The organism is Frankia sp. KB5 (genome assembly GCF_002099325.1).
Taxonomy (GTDB): domain Bacteria; phylum Actinomycetota; class Actinomycetes; order Frankiales; family Frankiaceae; genus Frankia; species Frankia casuarinae.
This window is the reverse complement of record NZ_MRUJ01000002.1, coordinates 24,368-43,911: the sequence shown is the minus strand read 5'-3', so window position 1 is coordinate 43,911 and position 19,544 is coordinate 24,368. Positions and strand designations below refer to the sequence as shown.

At 71.0% G+C, this 19,544-nt stretch carries 19 protein-coding genes; 17 read left to right on the top strand and 2 right to left on the bottom strand.

Annotated features, from left to right (window positions below):
* Position 1: 1 nt before the first annotated feature.
* The 11 genes from KBI5_RS00370 to KBI5_RS00320 all read left to right on the top strand — a co-directional run bounded on the left by KBI5_RS00370 (position 2) and on the right by KBI5_RS00320 (position 10,668).
* Entirely contained in the window at positions 2 to 2,503 is a 2,502-nt protein-coding gene (locus KBI5_RS00370) for a mannose-1-phosphate guanyltransferase (RefSeq protein ID WP_023840517.1), read from the top strand.
* A gap of 182 nt (positions 2,504 to 2,685) precedes the next feature.
* Positions 2,686 to 3,462, top strand: coding sequence for a DUF881 domain-containing protein (locus tag KBI5_RS00365; protein ID WP_235186883.1), 777 nt, complete (start codon positions 2,686 to 2,688; stop codon positions 3,460 to 3,462).
* The gene (locus tag KBI5_RS00360; protein WP_011435907.1) at positions 3,459 to 3,791 is read left to right on the top strand and encodes a small basic family protein; all 333 of its coding nucleotides are present in this window, start codon (positions 3,459 to 3,461) and stop codon (positions 3,789 to 3,791) included. The genes KBI5_RS00365 and KBI5_RS00360 overlap by 4 nt, the downstream gene beginning before the upstream one ends.
* A gap of 140 nt (positions 3,792 to 3,931) precedes the next feature.
* A complete protein-coding gene (locus tag KBI5_RS00355; protein ID WP_232234940.1) occupies positions 3,932 to 4,684 on the top strand; it encodes a DUF881 domain-containing protein in 753 nt (250 codons plus the stop codon).
* A gap of 137 nt (positions 4,685 to 4,821) precedes the next feature.
* Positions 4,822 to 5,202 carry a glycine cleavage system protein GcvH gene (gene gcvH / locus KBI5_RS00350; RefSeq protein WP_035908712.1) on the top strand — a complete coding sequence of 127 codons (381 nt, stop codon included), beginning with the start codon at positions 4,822 to 4,824 and terminating at the stop codon, positions 5,200 to 5,202.
* Positions 5,203 to 5,495: 293 nt separating this feature from the next.
* Positions 5,496 to 6,041: an FHA domain-containing protein gene (locus KBI5_RS00345; RefSeq protein WP_009739506.1), complete on the top strand. Its 546-nt coding sequence runs from the start codon at positions 5,496 to 5,498 to the stop codon at positions 6,039 to 6,041.
* A gap of 97 nt (positions 6,042 to 6,138) precedes the next feature.
* Positions 6,139 to 6,834: a MerR family transcriptional regulator gene (locus tag KBI5_RS00340; RefSeq protein WP_347272458.1), complete on the top strand. Its 696-nt coding sequence runs from the start codon at positions 6,139 to 6,141 to the stop codon at positions 6,832 to 6,834.
* Between the two features lie 167 nt (positions 6,835 to 7,001).
* Positions 7,002 to 7,487: a bifunctional nuclease family protein gene (locus tag KBI5_RS00335; protein WP_085014001.1), complete on the top strand. Its 486-nt coding sequence runs from the start codon at positions 7,002 to 7,004 to the stop codon at positions 7,485 to 7,487.
* Between the two features lie 574 nt (positions 7,488 to 8,061).
* On the top strand, positions 8,062 to 8,601 hold the full coding sequence (locus KBI5_RS00330) for a MerR family transcriptional regulator (RefSeq protein ID WP_035958339.1): 540 nt from the start codon (positions 8,062 to 8,064) through the stop codon (positions 8,599 to 8,601).
* Positions 8,602 to 8,656: 55 nt separating this feature from the next.
* Positions 8,657 to 9,862, top strand: a complete 1,206-nt coding sequence (locus KBI5_RS00325) for an ATP-binding cassette domain-containing protein (RefSeq protein WP_085014000.1) — start codon at positions 8,657 to 8,659, stop codon at positions 9,860 to 9,862.
* Positions 9,859 to 10,668, top strand: coding sequence for an ABC transporter permease (locus tag KBI5_RS00320; protein WP_085013999.1), 810 nt, complete (start codon positions 9,859 to 9,861; stop codon positions 10,666 to 10,668). The genes KBI5_RS00325 and KBI5_RS00320 overlap by 4 nt, the downstream gene beginning before the upstream one ends.
* A 60-nt stretch (positions 10,669 to 10,728) precedes the next feature.
* Here the strand turns inward: KBI5_RS00320 and KBI5_RS00315 are convergent, their stop codons facing one another.
* Positions 10,729 to 11,289, bottom strand: coding sequence for a hypothetical protein (locus tag KBI5_RS00315; protein WP_085013998.1), 561 nt, complete (start codon positions 11,287 to 11,289; stop codon positions 10,729 to 10,731).
* Positions 11,290 to 11,610: 321 nt separating this feature from the next.
* On the opposite strand from KBI5_RS00315, the gene KBI5_RS00310 reads away from it, so the two are divergent.
* From KBI5_RS00310 to KBI5_RS00290, 5 genes are all read left to right on the top strand, one after another.
* On the top strand, positions 11,611 to 14,727 hold the full coding sequence (locus tag KBI5_RS00310; protein ID WP_241882577.1) for an FtsK/SpoIIIE domain-containing protein: 3,117 nt from the start codon (positions 11,611 to 11,613) through the stop codon (positions 14,725 to 14,727).
* 4 nt (positions 14,728 to 14,731) lie between these two features.
* Complete coding sequence (locus tag KBI5_RS00305) at positions 14,732 to 15,955, top strand: hypothetical protein (protein ID WP_085013997.1); 1,224 nt, start codon at positions 14,732 to 14,734, stop codon at positions 15,953 to 15,955.
* A gap of 6 nt (positions 15,956 to 15,961) precedes the next feature.
* Complete coding sequence (locus tag KBI5_RS00300) at positions 15,962 to 16,225, top strand: hypothetical protein (protein WP_085013996.1); 264 nt, start codon at positions 15,962 to 15,964, stop codon at positions 16,223 to 16,225.
* A 269-nt stretch (positions 16,226 to 16,494) separates the two neighbouring features.
* On the top strand, positions 16,495 to 18,027 hold the full coding sequence (locus tag KBI5_RS00295; protein WP_085013995.1) for a trehalose-6-phosphate synthase: 1,533 nt from the start codon (positions 16,495 to 16,497) through the stop codon (positions 18,025 to 18,027).
* A gap of 163 nt (positions 18,028 to 18,190) precedes the next feature.
* Complete coding sequence (locus KBI5_RS00290) at positions 18,191 to 18,391, top strand: hypothetical protein (protein ID WP_085013994.1); 201 nt, start codon at positions 18,191 to 18,193, stop codon at positions 18,389 to 18,391.
* Positions 18,392 to 18,502: 111 nt separating this feature from the next.
* On the opposite strand, the gene KBI5_RS00285 is transcribed toward KBI5_RS00290, so the two are convergent.
* On the bottom strand, positions 18,503 to 19,060 hold the full coding sequence (locus tag KBI5_RS00285) for a histidine phosphatase family protein (RefSeq protein WP_085013993.1): 558 nt from the start codon (positions 19,058 to 19,060) through the stop codon (positions 18,503 to 18,505).
* Between KBI5_RS00285 and KBI5_RS25785 the strand changes: the two genes are divergently transcribed.
* Positions 19,051 to 19,410, top strand: coding sequence for a hypothetical protein (locus KBI5_RS25785; protein ID WP_133056945.1), 360 nt, complete (start codon positions 19,051 to 19,053; stop codon positions 19,408 to 19,410). The two genes, KBI5_RS00285 and KBI5_RS25785, sit on opposite strands and share 10 nt — an antisense overlap.
* Positions 19,411 to 19,544 lie beyond the last annotated feature (134 nt).

Genomic DNA, 19,544 nt, shown 5'->3' with positions numbered 1-19,544 from the left:
GGTGAGAGCCGTCGTCATGGCCGGTGGCGAGGGCACCCGGCTGCGTCCGTTGACCGCGAACCTGCCCAAACCACTGCTCCCCGTCGTCAAYCGGCCGATCATGGAGCATGTGCTGCGCCTACTCAAACGGCACGGCTTCGACGAGACGGTGGTGACCGTCCAGTTTCTGGCCTCGATGATCCGGACATACTTCGGTTCCGGTGACGAGCTCGGGATGCACCTGTCGTACGCCACCGAGACGACCCCGCTGGGCACCGCCGGCAGCGTGAAGAACGCCGAGGACGCCCTGCGGGACGAGGCGTTCCTGGTCATCAGCGGGGACGCGCTGACCGACATCGACCTCACCGACCTGGTTGCCTTCCACCGGCGTCAGGGCGCGCTCGTCACCGTCGCGCTGAAATCCGTCCCCGATCCGCTCGAGTTCGGCATCGTCATCACCGGCGAGGACGGACGGATCCAGCGCTTCCTGGAGAAGCCGACCTGGGGGCAGGTGTTCTCCGACACCGTCAACACCGGCATCTACGTGATGGAGCCCGAGGTGCTTGCCCAGGTGCCGCCCGGCGAGGCGGTGGACTGGTCCGGCGACATCTTCCCCCGGCTGGTCGAGGCGGGTGCCCCGGTGTACGGCTACGTGGCGTCCGGGTACTGGGAGGACGTCGGCACCATCGCGAGCTTCCAACGGGCCCAGGCCGACGTGCTCAACCGCCAGGTCGACGTGGAGATCGGCGGTTTCGAGGTGTCCCCCGGGGTGTGGATCGGTGAGGACGCCGAGGTCCATCCGGAGGCGATCCTCAAGGGGCCGCTCGTGGTCGGTGACTACAGCAAGGTGGAGGCCGGCGCCGAGCTGCGGGAGTTTTCCGTGCTGGGCAGCAACGTGCTGGTGAAGAGCGGCGCGTTCCTGCACCGGGCGATCGTCCAGGACAACGCGCTCATCGGCCCGCAGACGAACCTGCGCGGCTGCGTCATCGGCAAGAGCACCGACGTGCTGCGGGCGGCCAGGATCGAGGAGGGCGCCGTCGTCGGAGACGAGTGCGTCGTCCGCGAGGAGGCGTTCGTCTCCCATGACGTGAAGGTGTATCCGTTCAAGACGATCGAGGCCGGCGCGGTCGTCAACACCTCCGTCATCTGGGAGTCCCGCGGCCAGCGGACCCTGTTCGGGCCGCGCGGGGTGTCCGGCCTGGTGAACGCGGAGATCACCCCGGAGCTGGTGGTGCGCCTCGCCGGCGCCTACGCCACGACCCTGAAGAAGGGGGCCACCGTCACCACCGCGCGGGACGGTTCCCGCGCCGCCCGGGCCCTCAAGCGGGCCGTCATCAGCGCGTTGACCGCCGGCGCCATCAACGTCCGTGATCTCGAGGTGGCACCGATGCCGGTCACCCGCTTCGACGTCCGCTCGTCCAACGCCGCCGGGGGGATCATGCTGCGCACCACCCCCGGAGACCCGGAACGCATCGACATCATCTTCCTGGATGCCGACGGCGACGACCTCTCCCCGGTGGCACAGCGCAAGCTAGACCGGGTCTTCTCCCGCCAGGAGTTCCGCCGGGCCTTTCCCGGTGAGATCGGTGACCTGCGTTTCCCGGCCCGTACCATGGATCTCTACATCCAGGATCTGCTCGACCGGGTCGATACCGCCGGCGTCGCCGAGGCGGATCTCAAGATCGTCGTTGATTCCTCGGGTGGCTCGGCGTCCCTGGTGCTGCCGACACTGCTCGGCCGGCTCGGCGTTGACGTGCTCACCGTCAACGGACGCGTTGACGAGACCATCCCGCCCCGCAGCGCCCTGGAGGATCTGCGGGCCACCGACCGCCTGGGCGCCCTCGTCGCCAGCTCCGGGGCGGCCTTCGGCGTGCGGTTCGATCATGTCGGCGAGCGCGTCACGATCGTTGACGAGCGGGGGGACCTTATCGACGATGACCGGGCCCTGCTGGTGTTCCTCGACCTCGTCGCGGCGGAGAATCCCGGCGCGGAGGTAGCCCTCCCGGTGACCATCACCCGGGTAGCCGACCAGGTCACCCGCTTCCACGGGCTGACGGTACGCCGGACCTCCCTGTCGGCGGCGGCGCTGACCGGGGTCGCCCGTGACGACGGCATCGTCTTCGCCGCCGACGGGCGGGGCGGCTTCATCGTCCCCGAGTTCGCCCCCGCGATCGACGGGATCGCGGCGTTCGTGAAACTGCTGGCCCTGGTGGCACGGACCCGGCTGACACTCAGCACCATCGACGCCCGGATACCTTCGGTGGCGATCCTGCGCCGTTCAGTGCCCACCCCGTGGGCGGTCAAGGGCACCGTCATGCGTCGCGTGGTGGAGTCGGTCGACCCGGATACGGGGTATGTCATCGACACCACGGACGGGGTTCGGATCGTCGGTCCGGACGGCTCCTGGATCCTGGTGTTGCCTGACCCGAGCGAGGCGGTCACCCACCTGTGGTCGGAGGGCGCCGACATCGAGGAGGCCCACGTGCTGCTGCGGCGCTGGGTCGAGGTGGTCGAGGCGCGGTAGCCGCGGCACGCGCGGCGAGGCCTTGGTCGGCGGCGCTCGGTGTCCGGTCGGTCAGAATGCCGAATGTGCGAGAACGGACCGGATGGCCACGCCGAGGGCCGGTATGCCCCGGGGCCGCCGGCCCTTCGGATCCCTGCGGAGTCTCCGGGCGGCCCCGTCGCCCCTGGCAGCGTCCCCTCGCCTTGGCCCTCGTCCTCGGCCTGCTCGGCCTGGTGATCGCGACCGGGGCCCGGCGTGCCGCGACGACGGCCGGGGAACGTGCGGAGCTCGTCGCGGCCCTGCGCGCGAAGATACATGAGCGATCCGCCGTGACCACTGCGGCCGCGACCCGGGTCGGCGAGCTGCGCCTGCGGGTGAAGACGGCGCGGGAACAGCGCGCCCGGGCCGAGCGTGAGCTGGCCTGGGCCACGGCGGCGCTGTCGGATCTCGGGCCGGCGGCAGGCTGGTCCCCCGTGCGTGGACCGGGTGCCCGGATCGAGCTCGCGGACCGGACCGCCCCCGGGCCGTCGGCACCGTCGGCACCGTCGGCACCTCGTGCGTCAACGGCACCCACCCCGCTGCGCCCGTTGACCGGGCTCGCCGGTCCCCACCCCGCACCGGCGTCCGACTGGACCCGGATTCAAGATCGAGATCTTGCCGATCTCGTCAACGTGCTGTGGATCTCGGGTGCCGAGGCTGTCGCGGTCAACGGCGTCCGCCTGACGGCTCTCAGCGCTATCCGGGCGGCCGGTGATCTCATTCTCGTCGGATTCGTACCGATGATCGCGCCGTACACCGTCGAAGCGGTGGGTGATCCGGACGATCTCGTGCGGCGTCTCGAGGAGTCCGCCGTGATCGACCGGCTGCGGCATCGTCCCGACTCACCGGTGACCTCCCTGTCGGTCGTCACCGTCAGAAACCTGACCCTGCCCGCGGCCGATCCCCAGGTGCTGCGGCATGCTCGACGGAGCGAATCATGATCGCCGTGGTAGCCCTTGCCCTGGGCGTGACGGCCGGCCTGGTGCTGGGCCCGACCGTCCCCGACTGGATGGATCCCTACCTCCCAGTCGCCGTGGTGGCCGCGGTGGACGCTGCTCTCGGCGGCGCGCGGGCCGTCGCGGAGAGGGTGTTCGACGACCGGGTGTTCATCGTCTCGTTCGTCTTCGACGTCGCGATCGCCGTCCTGATGGTGCTGCTCGGCGACCTGATCGGGTTCGGCGGCGCGTTGTCCACCGCGGTGGTCGTGGTGCTGGGCATCCGCATCTTCACCACCGCGACCGCGTTGCGCCAACATCTGATCAAGGTCTGACGATGGCGGTGACCTCGACAGGCGACCCTTCGGAATCCGGGCCCGGACGGAAGTCCGCATCCGATCCGAAGCCCGATCCGGTGCCGGTCTCCGATGCGCCGGTCTCCGATGCGCCGTCGGACCCGCCCACGTCGCCCGTCGTGGTCCCTGTCGCGTCGGAGCCGACACCGAGCCCGGTTCCGGGGCACGTCCGGCCGGGTCGTGCCCGGACGCGGCGTGCCCTGAGTCTGGTCCTGCTCGCCGGTCTCGGTTTCGCCGCGGTCGCCGCGACCCGGTCCGCGCAGCCGTCCTTCGGACTCGCCACCGCGCGGCCGGACGAGCTCGCCGCGACCCTCGGTGCGATCGGCGCCGTCGACCGGTCCCTGGCAGCCCGGGAGCAGCAGCTCCGCCGGGAGGCGGAACCGATGATGCCGCCCGTGCCGACGTCGGTGCCGGCCCCGGCGGCCGGGCCGGACGAGGTGCGTCGCGAGGCCGACCGGCTGGCGATCCTCACCGGCATGGTGCCGGTCACCGGATCGGGGCTCGAGCTGACGATCCAGGACCCTCACCGCGCGGTCGACGCCTCGATCCTCGTCGACGCCCTGCAGGAGCTACGGGACGCGGGCGCCGAGGCGATCGAGATCGCCGGGGTCCGAGCGGTCGTCTCGACCTACGTGGCCGACGAGCCCGGGCGGGGGTTGGTGGTCGACGGCACGTCGATCGCGCCGCCGTACGTGCTGCGGGTGGTGGGCGACGCCCACACGCTGGACCAGGCGATGCGGATCCCCGGCGGGGTGCTCGATACGGTAGCGGCACGGGACGGGGCGCAGGCGACCGTTCGGACCTCCGAGCACATCGAGATCCGTGCGCTGCGACCCGCTCCGAGTCCTCGCTACGCCCGTCCGGCCGGATAGGAGACCCCCTGTCCCCGGGCCAGCCGAGGAACGTGGTTCCTGGTGGAGTTCACGGCGCGGCGCGGCACGGTATGGCGTCGGGCCGGGCGGCGCAGAGCGGTCCGCGCAGTGGTCAGAGCAAGGGGAGGCGATCTCCGGTGTACCCGGACGACCTGAAGTACACCCGTGAGCACGAATGGATCCGGCTCGACGGGAGCACGGCACGGGTCGGCATCACGTCCTACGCGCAGGAGGCGCTGGGCGACATCGTCTTTGTCTCTCTGCCCGACCTCGGCTCCGCGGTCCAGGCCGGTGAGTCCTTCGGAGAGGTCGAGTCGACCAAGAGCGTGTCCGAGATCTACGCGCCGATCGCCGGAGAGGTGACGGCGCGCAACGAGGCACTTGCCGGTGCGCCGGAACTGATCAACTCTGATCCCTATGGGGAAGGCTGGCTCGTCGAGCTCACGGTCGCGGATGTCGCCGACGTCACCGGCCTACTGACCGCCGAAGAGTACGCGGAGCACGTGAAGGAAAACTGAGAGTATCTGATTTGTGCTTCTGGTGGGTGGTGGGCCACGCCACGCCGAACAACACGGGTCGCACTCTTTTCACGACCGTGCCCGCGATGCACTAGCCTCGGAGTGCACCGGGGCACGATCGTGGACGGCCCGACCGTCGCCATGTGATCATCCTGGTGATGGGGGTGGGCTGCGGACGTCTGGCTACCACCATCGCAGTGTTGGCAGAGACGTTCCCRCCGCCCGTCCGGTGGCGGCCGAAGCGGCTGGGGTACCCCGCCCGTGCGGGATCCCGGCAGGAAGCGGACGCGACTGTGTTCTGCACGAGGTGCGGACAGCAGAACCCGTCCGACGCGCTGTATTGCGCGCGGTGCGGGTCTCCTCTGGTACGTCCGGGTGAGCCCGTGGCGCCGGAGAGACCCGCGGAGCAGACGTCAACGCTGAACCTGGCGGCCGCGCTGTCCGGCATCGAGGGCGATCACGTCGACGAGTCGACCGAGCGGGACGCCGTGGCCGCCGTTGACGCGCTACCTCCCGGCTCGGCGTTGCTCGTCGTCAAGAGGGGGCCGAATGCGGGGAGTCGTTTTCTGCTGGACGCCGACATGACGACCGTCGGCCGCCATCCCGAGAGCGATATCTTCCTCGACGATGTGACCGTCTCCCGTCGGCATGCGGAGTTCCATCGCTCGCCGTACACCAAGGGCTTCTCGGTTCGCGACGTCGGGAGCCTGAACGGTACCTACCTCAACCGCGAGCGGATCGACTCGGCTGAGCTCACCAGCGGCGACGAGGTGCAGATCGGCAAGTTCCGACTGGTGTTCCTGACTGGCGCGAGCTACGGGGGGTCAGCGGCACGGTGACGAGGAAGGACCCACGGTGAGCGGCGGCCTCGCCGCGGCATCGTCGGCCCCGCGTTCGGGCGCAACGCGCTCGGACCAGGCCGGACAGAACGCGAAGGTGCTCAACATCGGCCAGGTTCTCGACCGTCTGCGGGCGGACTTCGCCGACATCACCCTGTCGAAGATCCGCTATCTCGAGGCGGAGGGACTCGTCGAACCCGCCCGTACCAGCGCGAACTACCGCAAGTACTCGGTCGACGACGTCGCCCGGCTCCGTTACGTCCTGCACGCGCAGCGGGAGCGCTTTCTTCCGCTGCGCGTGATCAAGGAGGAGCTGGCGTCGCTCGACCGCGGTGAGACCCCGGTGCATCGGCCTGGACCCCGCGCGCTGCCCCCGCATCCGGCCCCTACCGGCCTGGACGCGTTCCTCGGGGCGGAAAGGGTCAGAATGTCGCGCCGGGAGCTTCTCGCCGCCGCGGGGCTCGGCGACGAGGCCCTGACCGAGCTGGAACAGCACGGCCTGGTGGGTCCGATCGCCGGCGGCGGGTACTACGATTCCGACGCCCTGCTCGTCGCGCGGACCGTGGCGCTGCTGGCCGGCCACGGCGTGCAGCCCCGGCATCTGCGGGCCGCCCGTACGGTGGCCGACCGTGAGGCTGGTCTCATCGAGGCCGCCGTCGCCCCGTTGCGGGGCCAGCGCGGTGGTGAGGGTTCGGGACGGCACGCCGAGACCGCCGATGAGCTGGCGGCGTTGCTGGTCCGCTTGCACGCGGCCCTGTTGCGCTCCCGGCTGGCGGCGGGACGATCGAGTTGAGACCAAGGTGAGGAGGCTGTCGGGGCTGCGCTCGGAGTGCCTTGCCGGACAGCCGAACCGGTGGGCGCGCTGACGCCGGACGGAAGCGGGGATACTGTCTCCCCTGTGGGGTTTTCTGGCTCCGGTCACAACATCCCGCCCCGCCCCACCTGCGAGGAGGTAGATCGGTGCATCGGCTGGACATCGTCGGCGTGCGAGTCGAGCTTCCGTCGAAGCAGCCGATCGTCCTGCTCAAGGAGGTGGGCGGTGAGCGGTATCTGCCTATCTGGATCGGTGCTGTCGAGGCGACGGCGATCGCCTTCGCCCAGGAGGGCATCACGACGRCTCGACCTATGACCCATGACCTGATGCGGGACGTGTTGCGTGCGCTGCAGACGGACCTGACCCGGGTGACCATCACCGACCTTCAGGACGGCGTCTTCTTCGCCACGCTCGTGTTCGGCAACGGGGTGGAGGTCTCCGCCCGGCCGTCCGACGCGATCGCGTTGGCGATGCGGATGGGAGCGCCGGTCTACGGGGTCGAGGCGGTCCTGGCCGAGGCCGGGATCACCGTTCCCGAGGAACAGGAACAAGAACAGGAGAGCGAGCTGGAGAAGTTCCGGGAGTTCCTTGACACGATCTCCCCGGAGGATTTCAACACCCCCGGCTCCTGAGGTTTCCCGGCCCTTGGCGTGCCCGCCTGGGAGCAGGTCGGCCGCTGAGACTTTCAGCGAGCCGTGGCCGAGGTCGGCTGTGATCCACTGTGATCCACAGTGCGGGCAGTATCGGGGCGAGCTTCCGATTTGACCGATCTGTTGAATGGCGTCCGCTGGACTCCAGACACGCCGGCTTAGATCATTGAAGGAACCGCGCGTCGCTCCTACGGTCGGGAGAGCCCGACCGTAGAGTTCGTGCCCCTGCCCGCGGTAGACGTGGCGGAACGGGCTCTCTCCGGCTCTGACCTTGCCGGGCTGTGGCAACGGCGTGATGTGCTCTGCCCGGTTCCGTGCCGACGGGTGGACGGGCGGTCCCGGATCACGGGCACAGGGGTGCCACGTCGCGGCCTCGCCGGCCGTCGGTGGTCGGGGAGTCGTGCGGTCGAGGTGATCGTGGCAGGCCRCACGACAGTGGAAACGGTTCGATCGGGCCGGGTGTCCGGGATGGCGGCGTCGGGTGACGTCGGCGGTCGGGACGGATCCGGAACGGTCCAGAGGATGGGGCTGGCATGGCGGCGAAGTGCGTACAGCGATGATCGAACAGGGCCAGCTCTTTCCGGATGAGATTCCCGAACCGCCGGGGGACGACGTCGGGTACCGGGGGCCGACGGCTTGCGCCGCGGCGGGCATCACCTACCGCCAGCTCGACTACTGGGCTCGGACCGCTCTGGTCGTCCCCAGCGTCCGCGACGCGTCCGGTTCCGGCAGCCAACGGCTGTACTCCTTTCGTGACGTCCTGGTGCTGCGCGTGGTCCGCAAGCTGCTCGAGGCCGGTGTGTCGCTGCAGAACATCCGGGTGGCGGTGGAACATCTGCGTACCCGCGGCGTGGACGACCTGGCGCAGCTCACCCTGATCAGCGACGGCTCCACCGTGTACGAGTGCACCTCGGACGATCAGGTGATCGATCTTGTCCGGGGTGGACAGGGCGTGTTCGCCATCGCCGTCGGCCGAGCCCTGCGCGACATGCGTGGCCAGCTGGCCGAACTGCCCTGCGAGCGGCCTGGTCATCCRCCGGCGACCCATCCCGGCGACGAGCTGGCCAGTCGTCGGACCCGGCGGAGCTCGGCCTAGCCCCCCGCCCTTATTCGGTTCCGAACTGTCGGTGGTTCGTCGTACGGTCCGCCTCGTGACAGACAACCCGACGGTCCTCACCGAGGGCCTGCAGAAGAGCTACGGCGGCAAACGAGCGCTGGTGGGCCTGGACCTGCGGGTCGATGCCGGCACCGTGCACGGTGTGCTGGGGCCCAACGGAGCCGGCAAGACGACGGCGGTACGCATCCTGTCGACCCTGCTGCGCCCGGACGGCGGCCAGGCCAGGGTCCTCGGTCTGGACGTCGTCCGGCAGGCGGACGCGCTGCGTGCCCGGATCGGTCTGACCGGCCAGTACGCGGCGGTCGACGAGCGGCTCACCGGCCTGGAGAACCTGGAGATGTTCGGGCGGCTCTACCGTCTGCGCARCCGCGTCGCGCGGGCCCGCGCGGTCGAGCTGCTCGAGCGGTTCGAGCTCGCCGAGTCGGCCGGTCGGCAGGCGCGTACCTACTCGGGCGGGATGCGGCGGCGGCTCGATCTCGCGGCCAGTCTGATCATCAACCCGGCGGTGCTGTTCCTCGACGAGCCGACCACCGGACTGGATCCCCGCAGCCGCTCGGCGATGTGGAGGGTGATCGCCGATCTGGTGCGGGACGGCACGACGGTCCTGCTCACGACGCAGTACCTGGAGGAGGCCGACCGGCTGGCCCACCGGATCTCGGTGGTCGACGGCGGCCGGGTCATCGCGCGGGGTACCCCGAACGAGCTGAAGTCGCAGGTCGGTGGCGACCGGCTGGACATCGTCGTCGGTGGTGACGCCGCCGAGGATGTCCAGGCCGCCCGGGCGGTGCTCGCCCGGTTCGGATCCGGCGCGGCGACGGCCGACGGGGAGACGCGTCGGGTCAGTGTGYCGGTACCGGGCGCGAGCGTGCTGTCCGATGTGGTCCGGGGTCTCGACGAGCTGGGGGTGCCGATTTCCGACGTCGCCCTGCACCGGCCGTCGCTGGACGACGTCTTCCTCGCCATGACCGGGCGCGCTTCGGCCGGCAGCGAGACGCCGCCCGCACGTGCGGGCGGCGACGGCCGTGGCGACACCGGCAACCCTGATGACCGGGACGACCGGGACGACCGGGACGACCGGGACGACCGGGACGACCGGGATGACAAGGACGACCGGGATGACAAGGACGACCGGGATGACCGGGACGACCGGGATGACCGGGACGACCGGGATGACAAGGACGACCGGGATGACAAGGATGACAAGGATGACAAGGATGACAAGGACATGGTGACCATATGAGCACCATCGAGCTGACTCCGGYGGGGCGCGGGCGGCTGTCGTGGGCCGTCGCTGACGCGTGGGTGATGTGCCGGCGCAATCTGATCCAGACCTGGCGGATACCCGAGCTCGTCATCTTCGCGACCATCCAGCCGGTCATGTTCGTCCTGCTGTTCACCTACGTCTTCGGTGGCGCGATCAACGTGGGTGACGGGGTCAAGTACGTGGACTACCTGATGCCGGGCATCTTCCTACAGACGGTGATCTTCGGGTYGATGTTGACCGGCGTGGGGCTGGCGGAGGACCGTCAGCGGGGCCTGATCGACCGGTTCCGTTCCCTTCCCATGAGCCGGTCGGCGCTGCTCACCGGCCGTACCCTGGCCGATCTCGCCCGCAACGTCTTCATCGTCGTGGTGATGCTTCTGGTAGGTCTGGCCGTGGGATTCCGGTTCGGGGAGACCACGGTGCCGGCGGCGCTGGCCGGGTTCGGGCTGATGCTGTTGTTCTCGTACGCCTTCTCCTGGCTGTCCGCCGTCATCGGGCTGTCGGTGAGTAGCGCGGAGGCGGCGCAGTCGGCGGGATTCATCTGGATTTTCCCGCTGGTCTTCGCCAGCTCGGCCTTCGCCCGGGTGGAGACCATGCCGGGCTGGCTGCAGGCGTTCGCCCGGCATCAGCCGGTGACGGTGACCGTCGACGCCGTGCGGGCGTTGTTCCTCGGCGGTCCGGTCGTCTCCGTCCTCCTGCAGTCCCTCGCCTGGTGTCTGGGTCTGTTGGTGGTGTTCGGGCCGTTCGCCGCGCGCGTGTACCGGCGGTCGGCCTCGCGCTGACCGGCGGGCCCGACCGCCGGACGCGGGCCGTACCCGACATCGCCGAGGCGCGGCTCATGGTCAGGTGCGGCCCTCGGTCTCCTGGGCGTTGCCCAGCGTCGCCTCGTAGGCGAGCCATTCGGCCCGCAGGACCGGCCAGCCGTCGGCGCGCAGCAGGTCCACCACGGCGGGGTCGTCGTCGACCACGACGGCGACCCGACGGCCGGCGCCGAGCTCGCGAAGTTCGGCGCGTTTGAACACCCGAGCCGGCCGACGGTCGGCGTCCGGACGCATCCGCAGCTCACCCGGCGGCAGATCCTGCTCGGTCAGCCAGCGCCGCGTCGCCTCTCTGGAACGCTCCGGCCGGCCGGTCAGCCATACCACCTCGTGGTCTCGGGCCAGCTTGCGGGCCAGTTCCACCCCTTCGGCCAGGGGGGGATCGGCGGGCGCCGCCGCGAAGAACGCCTCCCAGTCGCTGGGACTGGCGCGCAGGAAGCRCAATCGGTGTCGGACGTCGGCCACCACCCCGTCGACGTCGATGACGGCGAGCGGTCGCTGTTTCGCCGCCGTACCTGCCGTACCTGCCGGACCCGCCGTCTCCGTGCGGCCCGCCGTGTCAGCCGTGTCAGCCGCGTCCGTCACCGACGTTCCCTTTCCACCTGCTCATCGCCGACCTTCGCCCCTTCGATCGGTGCGCTGGCTTACCTGACCGGGACGGTTGCCCCGACGGATCATTGAACACGCGCGGCGCCGTTGGTTTGGTGCCGGTCGGGGGTGGCCCGCTCGGGTGGTCCCGGCGTCGCCGTCGTCCGGAACGGCCAGGCGGCGGGTGGTTGTACCGATAACGTCGCCGATGTCGTCGCATGCTTTCGTCCGGCGATGTCCCTGTGTCCAGACCGTCGCGCCGGCAGGCCAGTTCGGCCGGTCGGCGCGTTCTGGGATGTTTGCTCCGTCGGACGTGTCATGGTCGTCGGGGGGCTCGACGCCGAGCACGGCAACACACAGTGTGGGGAGGTCGACGTGTCGGGTACCCGGCGGGCGCRCACGCTCGTGGCCGGCATCCAGTCCTCGCTGGGGGCGGCACTGGCGCTCGCCGACCGGCTGGATGAGCAGGCGGACCGGATCGAGACCGAGGTGGGCTCCGGTGCTTCCGGGAAGGCCGGTGCCTCGGGGAAGGCCGGTGGCCCCGGTGAGTCCGGCGCGGGGCGGCTCGACGTCGCCGGGGAGCTCGCCCGGGCCGCCGTGATCGCCCGTTCCCGGGCGCGTGGATTCGCCGGCGCGTCCTGGGCGGCGCCCGACTGGCGGCACGGCCCCTTCGGCGTCGCCCCGGTCGGCGACCGGGCTCGTTTCCGGCCCGCTCTGTGGCAGGTCRGTCAGGTCATCGTGCCGCCCGACGATCCCACGGCGCAGCACCGGACGGTGCCACTGGCCATCCCGCTGCTGGACGGCCTGAACCTGCGGATCGAGACGACCCGGTCCAGCCGGCCCGCCGCGGTCGACCTCGTGCGTGGCCTGCTGACCCGCGTCCTCGCCGCGGCGCCGGCCGGGTGGGTCCGACTCGTCGTCTACGATCCCCACGAGTTCGGTGCCGGGCTCGCCGGCTTTGCGCCGCTGCGTGCCGCCGGTGTGGCCACCCCCACGCTCACGACGCGGGCCCGGCTCGAGGAGGTCCTCGCGGAGCTGTCGGCGGAGGTGGGAAGAATCACCGTGGACCGGCTCGGTGGCCGGTTCGACTCGTTGCGGGAGCGGGAGGAGGCCGGGCTTCCGCGTTCGGAGCCCTGGYGCGTCCTGGTGCTGCTTGGTGAGCCCCGGCTGCACGACGAGGGCGCGCGGGCGCTCGCCGCCATCGCGGCCCAGGGCCCGTCCTGCGGGGTGGTGGTGATCTCCATCGTGGAGGTCCGGCCGTCCGGCGTGGAGCCGGTCCTGGGCGGCTCGCGAGACGATCCCGATGCGGTGACGCCGCTGGATCCCGACGTCGGCGGTCTGGGAGCCGACGAGGACGAGGACTCGGTGACGGAACCCCTGCCGAGGTCGGTGGTGTTCACCGCGGTCGAGCTCCTCGCCGATCGGCCGGGATGGCGCGGGGCCGCCGCGGGAGGCTGGCGCACGTCGCTGACCGGTCTGCTGCGGGTCGAGCTGGACCCGCCGCCGCACTCCATGCTGGTCGCAGCGGTCGCGGCTCAGGTCGCCGCGGCGGCCACCCGGGAGGCCGCCCGCCCGCCCGCCATCAGCGACATGCTGCCCCGCGGCCTGTGGGAGTTCGACAGCGCAGCCGGGGTGGGTGTCGAGGTGGCGCAGGGCCCCGACGGGCCGGTGGGGTTCACCTTCGACGACGACACCGTGCACGCCCTCGTCGGCGGCCAGGCCGGGTCGGGCAAGTCGACGTTGCTCCTCGACGTGATCTACGGGATCGCCGCGCGTTACGGGCCCGACCAGGTCCGCTTCCATCTGCTCGACTTCAAGGAGGGGCTGGAGTTCGCCCAGTTTGCCGCCGGTCCGACGGACCCGTTCTACCTGCCGCACGCCGACACCGTCGGCATCGAGAGCGACCGCGAGTTCGGCGTCGCGGTGCTGCGGGCGGTCCGTGAACAGATGCGCCGCCGCGCCGTGGCGATGCGCGCGGTCGGCGCCCGCGACCTGCGAGGCCTGCGGGCGGCCGACCGGAGCTCGGCCTGGCCGCGGATCATCGTCGTGGTCGACGAGTTCCAGGTGATGCTCACCCCGATGGACTCGGTGGCGCGGGAGGCCGTCGCGCACCTGGAGGTCCTGGCCCGCCAGGGCCGCGCCTACGGGGTCCATCTGCTGCTCGCCAGCCAGACGCTGTCCGGTATCGACGCGCTCGATGCCACCGCCGGGAAGCGTGGTTCGATCTTCGGGCAGTTCGCGTTGCGCGTGGCGCTGCGTACCTCGATCTCGGAGTCACGGGTCCTGCTGTCCACGGCGAACGAGGCTGCCGGCGCGCTCTCGGGCGTCGGGGAGGCTATCGTCAACCGGCGCAACGGCCATCCTGCGGGCAACGAACTCGTCCGGGTCGCCTTCCCGGATCCGGCGGCGATAGGCGTGCTGCGTGGGCGGCTGGCGGCCACGACCGCGCGCAGTGTGCCGAATGCGAGGCCCCCGCGGGTCTTTGCTGGTCACGCCCCCGCGGTTCTTGACGACAACCCGATCTACCAGGCGTTGGACGGGCGTCCGGCGCCGACGGCCGTCGAGGCGGTTGCGGCCGAAGCGATCATCGGCGACGGTGGCGAAACCGGTCCGAGCCTGCTGGCGGGCGATGCGTCGCCGGGGCGTGCTTGCGGTTCCGGGAGCGGCTCAGGGGACGGTGCCGAGAACGATGTCGATCCCCTCGCGCTGGTTGGCGTGCCCCTGGACCTCGCGCCGCCCGCGGTCGGGGTACGGCTCGCCGCGCTGCCCGGCCGGCATCTCGCCGTGCTCGGTCCGCTGCGTCGGGAGGCGGTCGGCATCCTGCAGGCGGCGGCGGCCAGCGTCGCCGCGCAGGTCCCGGCCGGTGGACTGGTGGTCGAGATCATCGTCGCGGAGCCGATGGCGCTCGCCGCCGCGGAGGTGCTCGCGGCGCGCGTGCGCCGGGCCGGGCATCCCGTTCGGGTCGCCGATGTCACCGGCCTGCGGTCGGTGCTGGCCGGTGCCGCCGACGAGACCCGTGTCCGGGAGGAGTCCGCACTCACCGGCAGCGTGGGCCCGGTCGCGCCGCCGCTGCGGCTCGTCGTCGTCTTTGCGATGGACGCTGGCCGGGCCGGGCTGGAGGCGCGTGACCCGGTGACCCGTCGCACCGGACTGGACGACCTGCGCACGCTCACCCGCCGGGGACCGGCGCAGCGCGTGCACCTGCTGGGCTGGTGGCGGGGAGTGTCCCGGCTGGCCGAGGACCTCGGTCCGGGTAACCGGGACGACATCGCCGCGTGGGTGGCGGCCGGGGTACCCGGCAGCGACCTGTTCGTCCTGGCCGGACACCGGTCGGTGACCGGTGGGACCATGCCGAATCGGGCGGTCCTGTTCGACCGGCACGTCCAGGCCGAACCGCGCACCGTGGTGCCGTTCGCGCCGTTGGATCAGGGGTAGTCCGATGCGGACCGACGACGGGGCGGGAAGCGACGGCGACGTGGCGGCTGTCGGCGACGTGGCGGCTGTCGGCGACGTGGGGATCGACGGCCGAGCAGGCGCCGGGAGAGGACGGAACGGGATCGTGGCTGGATCTGTGCCGGTGGATGCGTCCGATCTCGCCGACCTGTTCGGCGACGCGGGCCTTGGCGACGCGGGCCTTGGCGACGCGGGCCTTGGCGACCCGGATCTTGACGATCCGGCCAAGGCGGCGATGCAGTACCGGCGCCTGCTCGGTGCGTCCGACGAGGCCCGGGCCCGGGCCGGCCGCGACGCCCGCGACCGACGGCAGGACGGCCGGGCGGCCGCGCGTCGGCACCGGGACGCCGCCCAGGACATCCGGGCCAGGGTCCGCAGTGTCTGGGACCAGGTCGCCGAGCCCCTCGCCCAGTATGGGCTCACCGAGCTCGACCAGCTGCGCTCGGCGGCCGGCGACGCCTCGGCCGAAGCGGCTGCCGCCGTCCCGCGGGTCGGCCTGGCGAAGAAGGGGACGGCGGATCGCGGCCTCTACCGCGACGGGGGCGGGTACGTCCCGGCCGAACCGGGCGATCGGCGGGGCCGATCATTGGCACAGGCCGGACGGGAGGCCGACCGCACGGGACGGGGGCTCGCGCGGCAGCGGCACCGGTCGGATGGCCTGCCGCTGGGGGCGGGCCGGGCTGCGCGGGATGGCCGCGCCGGCGGCCCGCACGAGCCGTCCGCCGCGCAGGTGGACCCGCGGACCGCGCCGCGCCAGGCATACGAGCTCTGCCTGGACGCGATGAGCAAGGCCGCCGAGCTGCGGGCCGTCTCCAAGGGCACCGGCCCGGCGTCGGCCGGGCTGCTGACCGCCCTCGCCTGCCTGCTCATCCTCGGGATCGTCGGACTTCTGCGGGCCTTCGTCGCCGCGCCCGCGCTGCCATGCCTGGTCGGGTCGACAGTGGCCGCCGCCGTTCTGGTCGCCCTCGGGGCCGGCGGCGAGGATGGGGCGAAGGCGGTGTTGCGGGCGGGCACCCTGGGCGCGGGCACGGCCGCGGTGATGGTGCTGGCTACGTTCCGGCTCGCCCCGATGGAACCGGTCGGGGTGATCGCGTCGCTGGCCGCGCTCGCGGTGGCGGTCCGCTTCGGTCTCGGCCTYGGCGGCGGGCAGGCTTCGGCCGGCGCATCGAAGAGCGGTGGTTCCAGGAGCGGTGGTTCCAGGAAGGGATGAGGACGGGTGTCAGGCACGATCGCCGACGTCAAGGCGCAGCTCGACGAGGCGTTCCGGCGCACCGAGGAGGTGGCCGGGCAGTTGGAGGGCGCGCTGARCATGATCGAGGAGGCGCAGGCGATGGTGATCGCGGCGACCGACGGCAGTGAGCACCGTGCGGTCGAACAGTTGACCAGCGCGCTGGTGGAGACACGCGACACATTGCAGACGTCGCTGGCGTCGTTGGGATCGGCCGTGCAGGAGGTTCGGGACTACCGGGACGGTCTGTAGACGGCTGGGGTGAGGCACGGCACGCCTCCCGACGTGGGACGGGATCTCCCCGTTGCGGCTTGCCGGGGCATCTGATTACAGGAGGACACCTTTCGGGTGAGAGCAGTAACCAGATGAAGGTCTGGGTAACAACGTCCTAGCCGCGTTGCAACGCGGTGCATCCGAAAGCCGGGCTTACTACAGTCCGGATTGTCCCCGTGCGCTCGGGCGCTCGGGTTCAGCGGTGCCGGACGCCGAGTACCGCCCGTGACCAGGAGGCCGCATCCGCCGTGTCGGACTTCAACCCGCTCGACCTGTCGCTCGACCTGCCGCTCGTGCTGCTGTCCAATCGCGGTCCGGTCAGGTTCGACCGGGACGCCACCGGTCGTACCGTCACCAGGGGGGCGGGCGGCCTCGTCTCGGCCCTGTCCGGACTCGCCGAGCATCTCGACGACGCGGTGTGGGTGTGCGGCGCAGCCAGCGAGGAGGACGTCGCCGTCGCCGGGGAGAGCGCCGGGAGCTCCATCCTCGTCCAGACCTATCCCTCGCCCCGGCTCGTGGAGGGCGACCCGGACGGCCCCGCCATCCGGGTCCGGCTCGTCGTTACCGATCCGACCGCCTACGCCGACTTCTACAGCGTGTGGTCCAACCCGGTCCTGTGGTTCATCCAGCACGGCCTCTACGGCCGGTCGCTGTCACCGGTGTTCACCCGGGCCGAGCACGACGCCTTCGAGAACGGCTACGCGGCGGTCAACCGGGCCTACGCCGACGCGGTGGTTGACGAGGTGCGCGCGCGGGGTGGCAAGGCGCTTGTCCTRCTGCRGGACTACCACTTCTACCTCGTGGCTGACTGGGTGCGGGAGCAGTGCCCGGATGCGGTGCTCACGCATTTCATCCACATTCCCTGGCCGGGGCCGGACGAGTGGCGCATCCTGCCCGCCGACATCCGGGAGCGACTACTGCGCGGGCTGCTCGGTAGTGATGTGGTCGGTTTCCATACCCGGCGCTACGCCCGCAACTTCGTCCTGTGCGCCCAGGAGCTGCTCGGCCTGCCGATCGACCTGGAGCAGCTGACGGTGACGGTGGCGGATCGGGTGGTCCGCGCCCGGTACCACCCGATCTCGGTCGACCCGGCGGCGCTGGACGCTACGCAGGCCTCTGAGGAGGTGGCGGCGCATGTGGCGATGCTGCGCTACATCTTCCTCGACGATGACCGTCAGCTCATCCTGCGGGTGGACCGCACCGACCCCAGCAAGAACGTCGTGCGTGGCTTTCTGGCCTTCGGCACCCTACTCGATCAGCATCCGGAGCTGGTGGGCAAGGTCAGCTTCCTGGCGCTGCTGCAGCCCAGCCRCACCGACGTGCCGGAGTACGCCGACTACATCGCCCTGATCGGCGCGGTCGTCGCGGAGATCAACGCCCGGCATACCAAGGAGGGGCGCCAGCCGATCGACCTGCGGATGGTCGAGGACTTCCCGCTCGCCGTGGCGGCCTACTCCATCTGTGACGTTCTGATCGTCAACGCGATCGCCGACGGGATGAACCTGGTCGCGAAGGAGGTCGCGGTCGTCAACCGGCGTGGCGGCGTGCTGGCGCTGTCGGAGATGGCCGGGGCGCACGAGGAGCTGGGCGAGTTCGCCGTTACCCTGCACCCCTTCGACGTGCAGCAGATGGCCGACGCCCTGTACACCGCGCTGACGATGCCGATGGAGGAGCGCCATCGTCGGCTCGCCGCGGCCGCCAGACAGGTCCGCACCCACGACGTGCGGCGCTGGCTCGACGACCAGTTGGTGGACTTGCGGCGGGTCGCCGGATTCGGGTGACCGGGCTCCCGGCGCGGGAAGGGAATGGCAAGATCGGGCAGAATGGCGAGATTGGGCAAAGGTACATCGCCATCCGGGATCGGACATGCCGATCGCGGGTAGTCTCGCACCGGAAAACGATGTGCATCGGGTCGCCGGGCGGCCCCGATGAGGACGAACGGGAGTGGACGTGGCTAGTGAGACCGGTCACCACAAGGCCAACACGGGTTCGTGGGCCGCGGTACTTCTGATCATCGTAGGCTTTGTTGTCGGGACGTTCGCCCTCCCGCTCGCCTCGGTGCCGTTGTGGATCGCGGCTGGCGCACTGCTGGTCGTTGGCGGCGTCTTCGCCCTCGCAYCCAAGATCATGGAGCAGGCCTACTGAGTGCAGTGCCGATCTGGTTCACGAGGCCTGGCGCGGCACCTACCAGTTCATCGGGCTGCCGCGCCGCGGCGCTCGGCCGCCGGCCGAGCTCAGGCCGGCGGCGTTCCCGACTCAGGCCGGCGGGCTGGGTTTCGGGGCCCCTGCCGGTCCGACGGCCTCCCGCAGGCCCCGCGGCGTGACGAAGGAGACGAGCCGGGCCGAGTCCTGACCCAGCTCCGCCCAGCGCGTAACGGTCAGATCCTGGATGGCGAGTGCCGCCGTCGGAAACGTGGAGATCCGGTATCGCTCGGCCGGGGGCAGCAGGGCCACGGCCAGCGTGTGGATACCGGGATTGTGCCCGACGAGCATCACGCTGGGCACTCCGTCGTCGATCTCACGCARCCGGTCCAGCAGGTCCTGCGCCTCGGCCAGATAGAGCCGGTCCTCGGTCAGGACCGGGACGTTCGGGGGGAGCGCATCCGCGAGGCCCTCGACGGTCTGCCGGGTCCGCAGCGCGGAGGAGCACAGAATGAGGTCGGGCGCGAGCTTGTTGTCCGTGAGGTAGCGCGAGATGAGCTCGCAGCCCCGCCGGCCCGATCCGGACAGCGGTCGATCGGCGTCGTGGATTGACCCTTCGGCCCAGTCCGACTTTGCGTGCCGCAGCAGAAGAAGGCGCCGCCGTGGTTTCACGAGCGAACTCTCCGCCGTACGGGGAGGAAATCGACGGCGCGACGTCCGTCGCGTTCCAGCCGGAATTGCCGTTCCAGCCGGAGTTGCCGGGAATCCGTACCTGGCGTGGCGGGCGCGGAACGGCGAGCAGGACCCTGCAGGGCTGGTTCGATATAAAGTATGATATTCAGGGAAAAGAATTTTCCGGCGAATTTCCCAGGGTCTATCTGTGGCAGCACGGCCCGGGGTTTCTTGCCGCCACCGCCCGGATCGTCGAATCCGGCCTCGCCGGGAGCCATACCCGTGCCCACCGCGCCCTCCCGCGTCCGGTCCCCGCGCCGCCGCGCCGCACGCCCCGCGGCGTGAGGTGATGACATGCAGACTGCCCAGGATGGGCCGGGTCCGTCAATGAGGTATGGCCCGACCGGATAGCGAGGGCGTCGCGGCCGAGCCGTCTGGAACCATGATCCTGATCATCGCCGCCGATATCCGGGCAGATCGGCCG

Bases quoted from the DNA above. Each gene is read 5' to 3' on its own strand.
- KBI5_RS00360 (WP_011435907.1), top strand. From the start codon at position 3,459: ATGATCGCCGTGGTAGCCCTTGCCCTGGGCGTGACGGCCGGCCTGGTG.